The following is a 14882-nucleotide window of genomic DNA, read 5'->3' on the forward strand; positions in this document are numbered from 1 at the left end:
CTTATCATAAATCAATTGCTTATGGCTGAAGTTGCCCGTAAATTACAGATGCAACATCTTGCCTGGCGCGCTGGCTTTGGAGAAACCCTTCCCATTATCTCCCAGTGGGAAAACAAAAGACGAAAAGAAATTGTGAACAAAGTCCTGATTGGCCCGGCAAAAGCATCGCTTGTATCAGTAAACGTAGTAGCCGAAAGTGACCTTCCTGATTACCGGAAGCAGAAAAGCATGACTCCGGAAGAAAAGAAAAATGTGCAGCAGATGAACAACCAGGGCATTAAAGACCTGAATGTTTCCTGGGTCAATGCCATGGTAAAAAGTGAGCATCCACTTCGGGAGAAAATGAGCCTGTTCTGGCATGGCCATTTTGCCTGTCGCACGCAGAATGTATTATTTAATCAGCAACTACTATCGGTTATACGTGAAAACGCTTTGGGCGATTTTGGCGACCTGTTGAGTGCAGTGTCCAAAAGCCCGGCTATGCTGCAGTTTCTGAATAATCAGCAGAACCGCAAGCAACATCCCAATGAAAATTTCGCCCGCGAAGTGATGGAGTTATTCACTATGGGCAGGGGTAATTATTCAGAACAGGATGTGAAAGAAGCTGCGAGATCCTTTACCGGTTGGGGTTTTGATGAGGCAGGTGTATTTGTGTTCCGCGATAAGCAGCACGATGATGGCATTAAATCATTCCTGGGTAAAGAGGGGAATTTTAATGGAGATGATGTACTGAAAATGCTGCTGGAGCAGCGGCATACGGCCAGGTTTATCACGGCGAAAATCTACCAGTACTTTGTGTCGGACACACCAGACGAAGAACGTATTACGCAGTTGTCCGAAAAGTTTTACCACAGCGGCTATAATATCAAATCGCTGATGCGTGAAATCTTTATGGCCGACTGGTTCTACCGCCCGGATATTATCGGGAATAAAATCAAATCGCCGGTGGAGTTGCTGGCGGGGATCCGGAGAACTATCCCCATGACGTTTGAAAAAGAAGAAGTGATGTTATTGTTTCAGCGGGTACTGGGGCAATTGCTTTTTTATCCGCCGAATGTGGCCGGCTGGCCCGGCGGGCGAAACTGGATAGACAGTTCCAGCCTGATGTTCCGCCTTCGCGTGCCACAAGTGATCCTGTATTCACAGGCATTTAATGTGATGCCGAAGGAGTTGACACCCGAAATGGGAGAAGGCGCCAATTATAAAATGACATTGCAGATCAATGATTTTCTGAAGCGGCAGTTTGCAAAGAAAGTGAATGCCCAGATCGACTGGCTGCCTTATATGGAAGGTTTCAGCGGGGTGCCGAGGGAACAACTGGCAGATGAAATTGCAGGGATCCTGTTGCAGCAGCCGGGCGCAGTAAACCGAACGTTACTGGAGAAATACGCGGATAGCAGCAGCCGGGAAAACTATATCAAAACAGTAACGATTGATGTGATGAGCACACCGGAATATCAATTGTGTTAACCACTTAAAGCTAGTTTGTATGCTGATACTTAACAGGCGCCGTTTTTTACAGGTAGGTTCGCTGGCTTCTGCGGCGGTAATGATGCCCAAATTTCTGAAAGCACTGGAAAGGGGGACGCTCGTTCCCCCCGGCAATAAAATACTGGTGATCATTCAATTGTCCGGCGGCAACGACGGGTTGAATACCATTATCCCTTACCGGAACGATATTTATTATAAAGCGCGGCCGGCATTGGGAATCAAGCGGGAAGCGGCTTTATCGCTGACCGACGACCTGGGTATTCACCCGGCACTGAAGGGGTTAAAGTCGTTGTACGATGATGGATCATTGGGCATATTGAATAATGTAGGGTATCCAAACCCGGATCGTTCGCATTTCCGGTCTATGGATATCTGGCATTCTGCGAGCAAGTCAGATGAATACTGGTCTGATGGCTGGATAGGCCGTTACCTGGATGCACAATGCAAGGGATGCGATAAGCCTACACAGGCGCTTGAGATTGATGATACTTTGAGCCTCGCCTTAAAAGGTGATAGTGATAAAGGACTGGCGCTTACAGATCCGACGCGGCTTTACGGCACCAGCAATGATAAATATTTCAAGGAATTGCTGGACCAGCATGGTAACGGGGATCATTCGCATAGTAATGTAGATTACCTGTACAAGACCATGGGTGAAACGATTTCTTCTGCTTCGTATATCCAGCAGCAGTTTAAAACGTATAAATCTTCTGCGCCGTATCCCAATACGGAGTTAGGGAAGAACCTGCGGACCATTGCGAACCTGGTGATGTCGGATATTAATACCAAGGTATATTATGTATCGCATGGCAGTTTTGATACGCATGTAAACCAGCAGGATCAGCAGGCGAAGTTATTCGGGCAGCTGAGTGATGCGTTGACGGTGTTTACAGACGACCTGAAATCCAATCACCGTTTTGAGGATGTGGTGGTGATGACTTTTTCTGAATTTGGGAGAAGGGTAAGTCAGAATGCCAGCGGTGGTACAGACCATGGGACGGCCAATAATATGTTCCTGGTGGGGGGCGGATTAAAGCAGCCGGGGTTGATCAATGAAGGACCGGATCTGTTTAATCTGCAGGATGGGGACCTGCAATATAAAATTGACTTTAAAAGCGTGTATGCCACCCTGTTATCCGGCTGGTTGGGAGCGGATGATAAAGCGGTGCTGAAGAATACTTATCCGCACCTGTCTTTTATATGATGGGATGATGTGTTGAACGGGGATGTAAAATACCCGCATCTATCGTTTGTTGGAGGTAAAGGGGAAGGTGAAAGCCTTCCCCTTTACTATTTATTTCTGGGTAGTGATGATCGCCCTGAACGCTCCGTCTTTCACGACGCGTGGACCGCCAACGCCGGTTGCATCAGTGAGGGTACCGGAAAAGGTTCCTTCCACATAAGTATTATCCAGGCTGGTGATGGTGATGGCAAAATCAGTGCTTCCTACGGAAGTGAGCGTGGAATAATAGCTGCTGCTCAGCAGTACCACCATGCCATTTCCCTTTTTTGTAGCAGGGTAAACACCAGGTGTAAATGCCAATGGTGCTGCGAGGGTAAAAGTAAGCGCATCCCCGTTGTAGGTGGTAGCAGTGATTTTCATCGTAGGATAATCATTATCCGGATTTTCATCGCTGAGGTTAGGGAGTGTCAGCACGCCCTGGGGATTTTCTGCGAGATACACCCGGTTATCCAGTTTCATTGATACAAATCTGCGGTTACGGCTATCGTTGTTATCCTTATCCTTTCCACAGGATATGCCCAGAAAAACAATGGCGCTGAGCATAGCGGTGACTAATATGCGCATAGGTTATATTATAATCAGTTTTAATTAATCCGCGACTAAATTAAACATTTAAAAATAAAAACGGATGCCGGTAATGGATTGTTACATCCAGCTTACCGGCATCGATATGATCTTTAATAGTTTATGATCTATGCTTTTCGAGCGGTGCGGTAAAGGTACCAGCCCATAAACGCAAAAAAGGCGCATCCTATTATATAATACCCGCTTTGGCCCAGGAGATTTGTGAGCATTGCCTGGTTATTGAGTTTGGCGAGTATTTCGGCGGACCAGTCGAAACCGGCCAGGATAGCGATGATAACGCCAGCTACTGCTCCACCTGCCACGAGGCCTGTGGCAAACAGGTTGCCTTTACCCAGTTCTTCTTCCTCCGGTGTTACTTTTTTATTGCTCTTCTTCTGTTTGTAATCTACTATACCACGGATAGCACCACCGGCGAAGATCGGGAGTGTAGTGGATAAAGGAAGATAAGCTCCTACTGCGAAAGAGAGGGAGTTTACACCACAGAGTTCCATCGTAACAGAGAGGAAAACACCTACCAGCACAAATTGCCAGTCGAGGTTAAACGACAGGATACCTTTGGCCAGTGTAGCCATGAGCGTGCCTTGCGGGGCAGGGTAATACGCGCTTCCGATGGCGTGTTCGGTGACACCGTGCGCAATCATATCTGCCGTAGGCTTATCCAGGAACTTCACTGTTAAGCCGATCACCACTGAAGATACAATGGCGCCGATGAACAATGCGATTTGCTGGTACATGGGGGTGGCGCCCACAATGTAACCCGATTTAAGATCCTGGGAAGTACCGCCTGCATTCGCTGCAGCGATACAGATCATACCACCTACTACCAGTGCCATAGGTTCATATAATTTACCGGTCCAGCCTACGGCGATGAATACCAGGCAGGTACCCATCAGGGTAGCGATGGTCATACCTGAGATCGGGTTGTTGGAAGAGCCGATCAATCCAACGATCCGACTGGAAACGGTAACGAAGAAGGCGCCGAATACGACCACCAGTAAACCTACGAGTAATTTTTTGCCGATGGAATCGCCCGGAAGCTGCGGCAGGAAAGCCATGAGCAGGATCAGTGCAATACTGCCAAAGGCTACTACTTTGAGGCTCAGGTCTTTTTCTGTTCTTGGAACGCTGCCTTTACCGGTTTTATCAGCGCCATCTTTGATAGCCCCGAGGCTTCCTTTGAAGGAGGAGATGATAGTAGGAATGGTTTTGAGCAGGGTGATGAAACCGCCTGCAGCAACGGCGCCTGCGCCTATTTGTCTTACGTAGGCATAATATACCGCAGCTGAATAGTCTGAAAATGTATGTGTCAGCGGGTTCCAGTCGCCCTGACCACCCGGGGTCTGTAAGTTAGCGAGGTAGCCGATCTTCACCAGTTGGGTGGCGATCATATCTGCCGGCAGCAGGGAGGCGAGCAAGGGAATGAGCGCCAGCCATGAGAGCACGCCGCCAGCCACAAGTACACCTGCAATGCGGGGACCTATGATATAACCCACACCCATATACTCTGGTGTGATATCGCCGCTGATTTTAGCGGAGGGAAAGAATTTGCTGGCCTGTTTCGTCATGTATTCCGGTGTTTCGGCAATGACGTGCAGGATCTTTTGCAGGATGGCATAAGCAAAAGCAAAGCCCAGTCCGTAGAAAGCAGTTTTAGCAAAGTCACCTCCTTTCTCTCCCGCTATCAGTACATCGCCACAGGCGGTACCTTCCGGGTAAGGGAGGGTGTTATGTTCTTTTACGATCAATGATTTTCTTAACGGGATCATCATCAGGGTACCGAGGATACCCCCGAAGATGGCAAGGATCAGGATGGTGAAGTAATTAAAGAACTGTGCGCCACCGCCGTCACTTAAGAATAAGAAGCCTGGCAGGGTAAACACTACACCTGCCGCAATAGATTCTCCGGCAGATCCGGTGGTTTGGATGATATTGTTTTCCAGGATGGTGGTGTTGAAGAATTTTCTTCCTAAGGTAATCGCGATAACAGCGATCGGGATAGAGGCAGAAACGGTAAGACCCGCTTTCAGCGCCAGGTATACGGTAGCAGCGCCGAAGATGATGCCGAAGAGACAGCCGAGTAAGATGGATTTGAGGGTGAACTCTTTCATCTGTACGCCGGGTGGTACAAAAGGTTTGAAATTCTTGTCAGACATAAGATTGTTTATGGATTAAACAGGTTGATGTGGTGAAAATACTTTTTAAAAAGGAAAGGAGGAAAGTTATCAGCTTTCCTCCTTTCCTTTTTATATTATGGGCGACTTACCTTACTCCGTGCATCCATTTTTTCAGGAAGCTGGTAGACAGGAACAGCAGTACGGCTGCGGAACCTGGCAGGATTACAAACACCATGAAGAATTCATAGAGGTTGTGAATCGTAAAGCCTGCAAAAGTAGGGTAATGTGTAGCCAGTTTCAGTTCGTGTAATTTATCGAGTTGCTGTGCAGTAGCGGTGATAGTACCGTCCAGTACTGCTTTCAGATCGATGCCATTATCTGTAGCGAGTTTGTATTTATCCAAAGTTGGAGGTAACAACGCGCCCAGGGTACCGGCCAGTGCATAACCGGCGGCATTGGCGAGGAACCATACGCCCATCAGCAGGGAAGAGAAACGGTGAGGCGCCAGTTTAGCCACCAGGGAAAGGCCTATCGGAGATAAGCACAGTTCGCCGAGGGTGTGTAACAGGTACATCAGGATCAGCCAGCTTACGCCCAGTTTTTCGTTGGGTCCGAGGCTTTTCATCTGGATGGCGATGATAAAGAAGCCGAGTGCCAGCAAAGCCAGTCCCAGTGATTGTTTTACCGGGGAGATCGGCTCCATGTTGCGCTGTTGTAATTTCAGCCATAAGAAGCTGAAAGGCAGTGCAAATACGATGATGAAGATAGAGTTGGCATTTTGTACGAAAGAAGGAGGCATATCCCAGCCGAAGAGGCGGCGATCTGTCTGGTAATCAGCTATGAAGGTAAGGGAGGAACCGGCCTGTTCGAAGCAAGCCCAGAAGAAGATCACGAAAAACGCTACAAAGTAGATCACCGTGATCCGCTGTTTTTCAACCTTGGTAATAGATTTATCGGTAAGGATCAGGACAGCCAGACTAATACCGGCAGCATATATAAAAGGATACACCCATGATTTGATGGGATTGGCGTCGATAGAAACGTAATGGATACCGAAGAACAGAACTACCATTAATACCAGTACGCCAACAATTGCGGTGGTGGTGAACTTGGCTTTATCTGCTTCGCCGGTTACGGCAGCAGGTTTATTGAAGTCCGGTTTGGCGCCAATGGCTTCACCGTTTGGTTTTACTACATATTTATCTTTCAGGAAGAAGAAGAGTACAGTACCGAGGAACATGGCGATACCTGCAGCGAGGAAGCCCCATTTGAAAGCGCTTACCATTCTTACGCCATCTACTTTTACATCGCCGAGGATCGGGCAGATGAGCATTCCGAGGAAGGCGCCGGTGTTGATACCCATGTAAAAGATAGTGAAAGCAGAATCCAGGCGGCCGTCGTTTTTAGGATACAGCTGGCCTACCATGGAAGAGATATTTGGTTTGAAGAAACCGTTGCCGATGATAATGACGAACAGGGCCAGCCATACGATCATTTTGGCTGTTTCAACGTTTGTGGCATAGAGAGTGGCGCTCAATACCATGAGCAGTTGTCCTATACCCATTATAAAACCACCTAATATAATACAGTTCCTGTTACCCAGATACCTGTCGGACAGGTAGCCGCCGAGCATGGGAGTAAGGTAGCAAAGGCCAAGAAAGCCGCCGTAGATGATAGAGGAGTCTGCTTCAGAAAAAGCCAGCGCATTTACCATAAAGAGCGTGAGTAACGCCCGCATGCCATAAAAGTTAAACCTTTCCCACATTTCAGTGGCAAATAATACTGAGAGGCCCTTAGGGTGGCCTTTCTCCGAGGCAATAGGGGACTCTTGTGCAACAGCAGTTTGCATCATAAATTGGTTAGTTTTAGCAATAGTTGTTTCAGATTTTGTAAACCTTTAAATGTGGCAAGTTAAATAAAATCGCTAATTCGCGTAAAAAAATGGTATAAATGCTCATTTTTTGCGGTTTTTTGATCTTTCTTTGCACTTTCTTTCGCATCCGCATTTATTAGGCAATTCATATGAACATACTATTACTTGGAAGTGGTGGCCGGGAACACGCACTGGCCCTTAAAATGTCACAAAGCACCCTTTGCGGTCAGCTGTTTATAGCGCCGGGAAATGCCGGTACCGCCCAATGCGGCACGAACGTTAATATGGGCGTGAGTGAATTTGAGAAAATAAAGACTTTTTGCCTGGAGAATGCGATCGACCTTGTATTACCTGGTTCAGAAGAAGCGCTGGTGAATGGAATCTATGATTTCTTTCAGCAGGATGCCGCGATTAAGCATATCCCGGTACTGGGACCTTCGAAAGAAGGCGCTCAGCTGGAAGGCAGTAAGGCGTATGGCAAACTGTTTATGGAAAGGCACCATATCCCGACGGCGGCTTACCGGGAATTTAGTGCGCAGAATTATGAAGAGGGCCTGGCTTATCTTCAGCAGCACTCCTTACCAATTGTATTAAAAGCGGATGGATTGGCCGCTGGTAAAGGGGTAGTGATTGCCGCGACCTATGAGGAAGCAGCGGAAGAATTTGAGCAGATGATTAAGTCGGCCAAGTTCGGTGATGCCAGCAAAACCGTGGTAGTAGAGCAATTCCTGACAGGTATTGAACTGTCGGTGTTTGCTATTACAGATGGCCATACCTATAAGATATTACCTGAAGCAAAGGATTATAAACGTATTGGAGAAGGCGATCTGGGGCTGAATACGGGTGGTATGGGGGCAGTGTCTCCGGTGCCGTTTGCGGATGCTGCTTTTATGCAGAAAGTAGAGGAAGAGGTGATCAAGCCTACGATAGCAGGGCTTTCTAAGGAAGGCATTGTGTATTATGGCTTTGTCTTTTTTGGCCTGATTAATGTAGAAGGTTCGCCTTTTGTGATTGAATATAACTGTCGTATGGGCGATCCGGAAACGGAAGTAGTGATGCCCCGTTTGAAAAATGATGTGTTAGAACTGTTCCAGGCAACGGTTAGCGGCAAGCTCAGTGAACAAACCATTTATGCTGACGAGCGTGCTGCGTCAACAGTGATGCTGGTATCCGGAGGCTATCCGGAAGCATATGAAAAGAATAAAGTAATCAAAGGAATTCCCGCTCCCACCCGCGACCAGATCGTATTTCACGCCGGTACCCGGCAGGAAGGCGACGAGGTGCTGACTAACGGAGGCCGGGTACTGGCCATTACATCACTGGCAGCAGACCTGTCTATGGCATTGGCTCATTCTGTGCAAACAGCGGAGCAGATTGCATTTGACGGCAAGGTATACCGTCGTGATATCGGATACGAATTTATTTAAGCGTCTGTTTGCTGCTGCCGGCCGGAGTGCCGGTAGCGGCAAACAGGCTGCCGGCGAATATCCACAGTAGGGAGGACTGGTACAGGACAATTGAAAAGCGGGACTTGTAAAGGCGTAATTTTAGGCAGTAGGAACAATTAAAACGGGGTTATCCCGTTCATCTGGTCGGAGCGTAAAGAGAGCAGTTACTATGCCGTTTGCACAACAAATAACTTTTTTTAATATTTAGCTGTATTATTGCAAGAATATCCATTTTTTGCATCGTATATTCGTTGGAATTATTCATTTTTGCATTCTAATTTTTGACCGTATCAACAATGGGATTTTTTAATTTTTTAACGCAGGAAATCGCGATTGATCTTGGTACAGCGAACACGCTGATAATTCATAATGACCAGGTGGTAGTGGACGAGCCTTCCATTGTAGCGATAGAACGGGCTAGTGGCAAAATTGTGGCAGTTGGAAAAAAGGCCATGATGATGCACGAAAAAACACACGAATATCTTCGTACTATACGTCCCCTGAAAGATGGCGTGATAGCGGACTTTAATGCCGCTGAAGGAATGATCAGGGAGCTCATAAAAATGATTTACCCCAAAAAGCCTTTGTTTGCTCCAAGCTGGCGGATGGTTATCTGCATTCCTTCCAGTATCACGGAAGTGGAAAAGAGAGCTGTACGTGACTCTGCAGAGCAGGCAGGTGCCAAGGAGGTATATCTGATTCACGAACCTATGGCAGCTGCACTCGGTATTGGTATCGATGTGGAAGAGCCGGTAGGTAACATGATCATTGACATAGGCGGTGGTACCACCGGTATCTCCGTAATTGCACTGGCAGGTATTGTGTGCGACCAGAGTATCCGTATCGCGGGTGATGAATTCACCGCTGATATCATGGAAGCCCTGCGTCGCTATCATAGTTTGCTGATCGGTGAAAGAACGGCAGAACAGATTAAGATCCATATCGGATCGGCCCTGAAAGAACTGGACAACCCACCAGATGATATTCCTGTTAACGGACGAGATCTGGCAACCGGTATCCCCAAACAAATCATGGTATCCTACCAGGAAATTGCGGAAGCCCTTGACAAATCTATCTTTAAGATCGAAGAAGCCATCCTGAAAGCGCTGGAAACAACGCCTCCGGAGCTGGCATCAGATATTTATCGCAGAGGTTTATACCTGACCGGCGGCGGTGCATTGCTGCGCGGACTGGATAAACGTCTTACCCAAAAAATCAAACTGCCGGTGCATGTTGCGGACGATCCGTTACGCGCGGTAGTGAGAGGTACCGGTATTGCCTTAAAGCATGTCGGTAAGTATCCGTTCCTGATGCAATAAAACTATTTGTGATCCGGATATGTTGTTACGCAGAAAGGTGCGCTCATCTTGATAAGTAGCAATATATCCGGATAACCAAATCCTAAAATAGTGCGCGCTTGTGCGAAATCTAATCATTTTCTTTAGGCGATATTTTAACTTCTTCTTATTTCTGCTGCTGGAAGTGATTTGTATGGTATTGGTGTTCCAGCATAACAACTTTCAGCGTGCCGCCTATCTCAGTTCCGCCAACGATGTCAGCGGAAAATTATATGACAAGTATAATAACGTACAGTACTACTTTCACCTGAAGTCGACCAACGACAGCCTGGTGAATGAAAATATGCGCCTGCACAACATGCTGCGTACCAGCTACGACAGCATGCTTACCACCAACGGCATCAAAGTGGATACCGTACGCCAGTACAGCGATGATACCGCACACCGGGTCATTGGTACCCAGATCCGCCGTTATGAGTACTTCTCCGCCAAAGTGATCAATAACTCTATCAATAAGCCTGTTAACTACATTACTATTCACCGTGGCGCCCTGCAGGGGATCCGTCCTAACATGGGTGTGATCAGCAGCAGTGGTGTGGTGGGCGTGGTAAGAAGCGTGAGCGATAACTATGCAGTGGTTCTGTCTATGCTGTCCAAATCCAACTCCGTATCCATCAGTGCCCGCCTGGGACAGGGTAAGGAAATGGGTTCTGTTCACTGGGATGGCGAAGATGCCGGTTTTGCCCTGCTGAAAGATGTGCCCAAAAGCGCCAAGATACATAAGGGAGATACCGTAGTTACCAGTGGTTTCTCGGCCCTGTTCCCTGAAAATATTCCCATTGGTTATGTAGAAAGCATTGCCGTTGGAGATAAAGCCAGCACCTCGTTTACTATCCGGTTGAAATTGGCCACCAATTTCTTTAACCTGCAATATGTGTACGTGATAGAAAACCTGTTGAAAGAAGAACAACAACGATTGGAAGATTCAACGTATAAGTTGATTAAATGAGTATACTGTTAAGAAATATAATCCGCTTTGTGCTCCTGCTGCTGATACAGGTGTTTGTGCTCAATGAAATATTGCTGCACCAGCTCGTGAGCCCCTATCTTTATATGCTGTTTATTCTGGCGCTGCCTTTTAATCTGCCACGCCCGGTGCTGATGCTCATGGGTTTGCTGATGGGGCTTTCACTGGATATGTTTATGAATACACCAGGTATGCACGCTGCGGCCTGCGTATTTATCGCTTATCTGCGTCCGTTTATTATCAATATCCTATCGCCACAGGGAGGTTTTGAAACTACCCAGAAAACGCCCTCGATGACCAGTATGGGTGTGTCCCAATTTCTCATCTATGCCGCTATCCTGGTATTCCTGCACCATGCGCTTTTCTTTACACTGGAAGTATTTGGAATGGGCAATCCGTTATACCTGGGGATGAAGATTATCTTTTCAACACTGGCCAGTCTTTTCCTGATTGTGCTGTATGAATTGCTGTTCTTCTCGAAGAAATAGTTTATGCTTTTTACGTAGGTTTGTAACTTAAAATAATTCCGTCCTTAATAGCATGTCAGTATTCAATCAGCCCAGGAAGAGAGTAATACAGATGATTATACTTGGGATGGTAGTACTGATCATCACCAGGTTATTCTTTCTGCAGATCGTGGAAAAGAAATACGCCAAGCTGGCGGATGCCAATGCCGTGTTACGTAAGGTGATTTACCCGAGTCGCGGGATCATTTACGACCGGCAGAACCGCAGTATTCTTGGTAATGATGTATTGTATGACCTGGTGGTAACGCCTGCCAGCGTTAAAAGTATTGATACTGCCTATCTCTGTAATATCTTAAAAATAGATAAAGAAGAATTTAGAAAACGGATCATCACCGCTATCGTAAAAAATGGACGGGTACGACAATCTGTTTTTGCTCCCCTGCTGGCGCCCGAAGTATTCGGCCAGTTGCAGGAGAGCATGTACCTGTTTCAGCCCGGGTTTGAACTGGTACCCCGGCAGATCCGGTCCTACCCTTACTCGGCAGCAGCAAACATCCTCGGTTATATCGCAGAAATTTCCCCGGCCATGTTGAAGGATACCGGCACTTACGCCTCCTACAACTCTGGCGATTATCTCGGGTTCACCGGTCTTGAAAAGACTTACGAGCCGGTGCTGATGGGGCAAAGAGGGATACAATACCTGATTAAGGATAATCTGAACCGGCCCCAGGGCGCTTACGAAAACGGTGAATTTGACAGCGCCGCAGTAGCCGGAAAAAATCTTCGTTTATCACTCGACATTGAATTACAGGTACTGGGTGAAAAGCTGATGAAAGGAAAATCGGGCAGTATTGTGGCCATTGATCCGCAAACGGGCGGTATCCTGGCGATGGTGAGTGGTCCCAGTTTCGATCCGAACCTGCTGACCGGTCCTTATCGCAGTGCGAACTTCAGTAAGCTATATACAGATACCACCAAACCGCTGTTTAATCGTGCCATCCAGGCAACGTACCCTCCGGGCTCCACATTTAAGCCGATGATTGCACTGGTTGGGCTGGATGAAGGAGTGATTACACCGAGCTTTGGTTACCCCTGCGGTGGCGCCTATTATGGTTGTACACGCCCTATCAAGTGTGAGCACCATGATGCGGGACACGCCGCTAACCTGCGACTGGCCCTATCGCATTCCTGTAACTCCTATTTCTCGCACGTATACCGCCTGAGTGTGGATGCGGGTAAATTTGGCGGTATACGGGTAGGCGGTATGCAGAAGTGGGCCGATTATATGAACAACTTTGGTTTCGGCCATAAAGTAGGGATCGATATTCCGAGCGAAGGCCGTGGGCTGGTGCCGGATAAAAAATATTATGATGCCCGTTACAAGGGTAGCTGGAATTCCTGTACATCGGTGTTTCTGGGGATCGGACAGGGAGAGTTGCTGTTAACTCCGCTGCAAATGGCGAATGCCATGTGTATTGTGGCTAACCGTGGTTCTTACTACATCCCTCACTTCGTAGCAAGCATCGATAATGATAATACCCACCTGCTGGATAAATACAAAGTGAGACACGATGTGGCACATATCTCTGATACAGCCTACAGCGCGGTAATTCACGGTATGACAGATGTGGTGGAAAGTGGTACCGGCCGCGTGGCCCAGATTGAAGGGATTACCATTGGTGGTAAAACCGGTACTGCAGAAAACTATGGTATTGTAAATGGCGTAAGAACCAAACTGAAGAACCACGCGGTGTTTGTGGCCTTTGCGCCTGCAGAAAAAGCACGTATCGCCATTGCCGTGATTGTGGAAAACTCCGGTTTCGGTGCAAAGTATGCAGCACCTATTGCCAGTTTGATGATGGAGAAATACCTGAAAGACAGTATTTCCACGAAGCGTCAGCCACTGTTGAAAACAGTGATGGAAACAGTTACAATAGACGCAGCTATGTTGGCCAAATCGCATCTGGATTCATTGAATAACAATGCGGTGATCAAAAAGAAAAAGCCTTAACCAATCATCGAATAAACCGATTAATCAATAATGAACCGTTCACAAGCCAAACTGACACAAGGGATTGACTGGCCAATAGTTGGCCTGTATATGGCGTTGGTGATCATAGGTATCATGTCTATTTTTGCTGCGGAATACCGGGGTGATGACAACGTGTGGCAGGATATTTTACACCCGAGTAAAAACTATTCAAGACAGTTAATCTGGTTTGGGGTATCCATTGTGCTGGCATCGGTCATATGGCTCACGGATAGTAAGTTCTTCACGGCTACGGCTAACCTGATGTATGCCGGAGGGTTGCTGCTGTTATTATTGGTACTGGGTATTGGTAAAGATGTAAAAGGGTCGCACTCGTGGCTGGTTGTCGGCGGTTTCCAGTTTCAGCCGGCAGAATTAACGAAACTATGCACTAACCTGGCGCTGGCCAAATACCTGTCGTCGCAGGAAACAGATTTTACAAAACTACGATCGAGACTGATTGCAGCTGCATTGGCGCTGATACCTGCGGGTATCATCATTTTGCAGGATGAAACAGGATTGGCACTGGTATATTTTTCCTTCTTCCTGGTCATGTACCGCGAGGGCTTACCCGGCGTACTGCTGGTGATTGCGTTCTCCGGTATTGTGCTGGTATTGTCGGCCCTGTTGGTGGATCGAACGATACTCTTTACGATATTTACGGTCATCACCGCGCTGGTAATTTACTTTATGCGGCGCGAAATCAAACGAAAGCGATCGAAACTCGCACTGATACTGGGGGTGTATGCCTTCTGCGGTCTGTTTGTGATGTTCGTGGTACCGTTTGTATTTACAAAGGTGTTGAAAGACTACCAGGTGCGTCGTATTGAAGTAATGCTGGGTAAGGAAAACGATCCCAAAGCCACATACAATACCCGACAGAGTATGATTGCCATCGGCTCTGGTGGCTTCTGGGGAAAAGGTTACCTGAAAGGCACCCAGACCCGTTATGATTTTGTACCGGAACAGAGTACGGACTTTATCTTTTGTACCGTGGGCGAAGACTTTGGCTTCTTCGGCAGTGTGATCTTCCTTGGCATATATGTGGCCCTGCTCTTCCGGATTATTTTTGTGGCCGAGCGACAGCGATCGACCTTTACGCGAGTCTATGCCTATGGGGTCGCGAGTATCATCTTTTTCCACCTGGCAATTAATATCTCCATGACCATCGGGTTGGCCCCGGTAATCGGGATTCCTTTGCCACTGGTGAGTTACGGCGGATCTTCCCTGATGACGTTTACCATGCTGATATTTATTCTGCTACGACTGGATGCCGACCGGCAGATGGTGTTGAGATAGCTTTCAGC

General features: G+C 47.4%; 11 protein-coding genes. 8 read left to right on the top strand and 3 right to left on the bottom strand.

The genetic code is table 11. From position 1 onward, the window contains the following. The first annotated feature begins 21 nt into the window (after positions 1–21). Both BMW79_RS06295 and BMW79_RS06300 read left to right on the top strand, forming a co-directional pair. Entirely contained in the window at positions 22–1470 is a 1449-nt protein-coding gene (locus tag BMW79_RS06295) for a DUF1800 domain-containing protein (protein WP_245752398.1), read from the top strand. A gap of 19 nt (positions 1471–1489) precedes the next feature. Then, entirely contained in the window at positions 1490–2695 is a 1206-nt protein-coding gene (locus BMW79_RS06300; RefSeq protein WP_089892015.1) for a DUF1501 domain-containing protein, read from the top strand. A gap of 90 nt (positions 2696–2785) precedes the next feature. On the opposite strand, the gene BMW79_RS06305 is transcribed toward BMW79_RS06300, so the two are convergent. From BMW79_RS06305 to BMW79_RS06315, 3 genes are all read right to left on the bottom strand, one after another. Further along, positions 2786–3298 carry a hypothetical protein gene (locus BMW79_RS06305; protein WP_089892018.1) on the bottom strand — a complete coding sequence of 171 codons (513 nt, stop codon included), beginning with the start codon at positions 3296–3298 and terminating at the stop codon, positions 2786–2788. A 128-nt stretch (positions 3299–3426) separates the two neighbouring features. Beyond that, the gene (locus BMW79_RS06310; protein WP_089892021.1) at positions 3427–5472 is read right to left on the bottom strand and encodes an OPT family oligopeptide transporter; all 2046 of its coding nucleotides are present in this window, start codon (positions 5470–5472) and stop codon (positions 3427–3429) included. A 106-nt stretch (positions 5473–5578) separates the two neighbouring features. Further along, positions 5579–7285 (bottom strand): peptide MFS transporter, encoded by a 1707-nt coding sequence (locus tag BMW79_RS06315; RefSeq protein ID WP_218150284.1) that lies wholly within the window; start codon positions 7283–7285, stop codon positions 5579–5581. Positions 7286–7455: 170 nt separating this feature from the next. Here BMW79_RS06315 and purD point away from each other — a divergent pair, with 170 nt between their 5' ends. From purD to rodA, 6 genes are all read left to right on the top strand, one after another. Beyond that, positions 7456–8733, top strand: coding sequence for a phosphoribosylamine--glycine ligase (gene purD / locus BMW79_RS06320; RefSeq protein ID WP_089892024.1), 1278 nt, complete (start codon positions 7456–7458; stop codon positions 8731–8733). 317 nt (positions 8734–9050) lie between these two features. Continuing rightward, entirely contained in the window at positions 9051–10073 is a 1023-nt protein-coding gene (locus BMW79_RS06325) for a rod shape-determining protein (RefSeq protein ID WP_089892027.1), read from the top strand. A gap of 100 nt (positions 10074–10173) precedes the next feature. Next, positions 10174–11061, top strand: coding sequence for a rod shape-determining protein MreC (gene mreC, locus BMW79_RS06330; RefSeq protein WP_089892030.1), 888 nt, complete (start codon positions 10174–10176; stop codon positions 11059–11061). Continuing rightward, complete coding sequence (mreD, locus tag BMW79_RS06335) at positions 11058–11567, top strand: rod shape-determining protein MreD (protein WP_089892033.1); 510 nt, start codon at positions 11058–11060, stop codon at positions 11565–11567. The genes mreC and mreD overlap by 4 nt, the downstream gene beginning before the upstream one ends. A 52-nt stretch (positions 11568–11619) precedes the next feature. Further along, positions 11620–13557 carry a penicillin-binding protein 2 gene (gene mrdA, locus BMW79_RS06340; RefSeq protein ID WP_089892036.1) on the top strand — a complete coding sequence of 646 codons (1938 nt, stop codon included), beginning with the start codon at positions 11620–11622 and terminating at the stop codon, positions 13555–13557. Positions 13558–13587: 30 nt separating this feature from the next. Further along, entirely contained in the window at positions 13588–14874 is a 1287-nt protein-coding gene (gene rodA / locus BMW79_RS06345; RefSeq protein WP_089892039.1) for a rod shape-determining protein RodA, read from the top strand. Positions 14875–14882 lie beyond the last annotated feature (8 nt).

The organism is Chitinophaga arvensicola (assembly GCF_900110835.1).
GTDB lineage: Bacteria > Bacteroidota > Bacteroidia > Chitinophagales > Chitinophagaceae > Chitinophaga > Chitinophaga arvensicola.

Excerpts from the sequence above, each read along its gene's own strand:
- BMW79_RS06295 (WP_245752398.1), top strand. The coding sequence starts at position 22 with ATGGCTGAAGTTGCCCGTAAATTACAGATGCAACATCTTGCCTGGCGC.
- BMW79_RS06300 (WP_089892015.1), top strand. The coding sequence starts at position 1,490 with ATGCTGATACTTAACAGGCGCCGTTTTTTACAGGTAGGTTCGCTGGCT.
- BMW79_RS06305 (WP_089892018.1), bottom strand. The coding sequence starts at position 3,298 with ATGCGCATATTAGTCACCGCTATGCTCAGCGCCATTGTTTTTCTGGGC.
- BMW79_RS06310 (WP_089892021.1), bottom strand. The coding sequence starts at position 5,472 with ATGTCTGACAAGAATTTCAAACCTTTTGTACCACCCGGCGTACAGATG.
- BMW79_RS06315 (WP_218150284.1), bottom strand. The coding sequence starts at position 7,285 with ATGATGCAAACTGCTGTTGCACAAGAGTCCCCTATTGCCTCGGAGAAA.
- purD (WP_089892024.1), top strand. The coding sequence starts at position 7,456 with ATGAACATACTATTACTTGGAAGTGGTGGCCGGGAACACGCACTGGCC.
- BMW79_RS06325 (WP_089892027.1), top strand. The coding sequence starts at position 9,051 with ATGGGATTTTTTAATTTTTTAACGCAGGAAATCGCGATTGATCTTGGT.
- mreD (WP_089892033.1), top strand. The coding sequence starts at position 11,058 with ATGAGTATACTGTTAAGAAATATAATCCGCTTTGTGCTCCTGCTGCTG.
- mrdA (WP_089892036.1), top strand. The coding sequence starts at position 11,620 with ATGTCAGTATTCAATCAGCCCAGGAAGAGAGTAATACAGATGATTATA.
- rodA (WP_089892039.1), top strand. The coding sequence starts at position 13,588 with ATGAACCGTTCACAAGCCAAACTGACACAAGGGATTGACTGGCCAATA.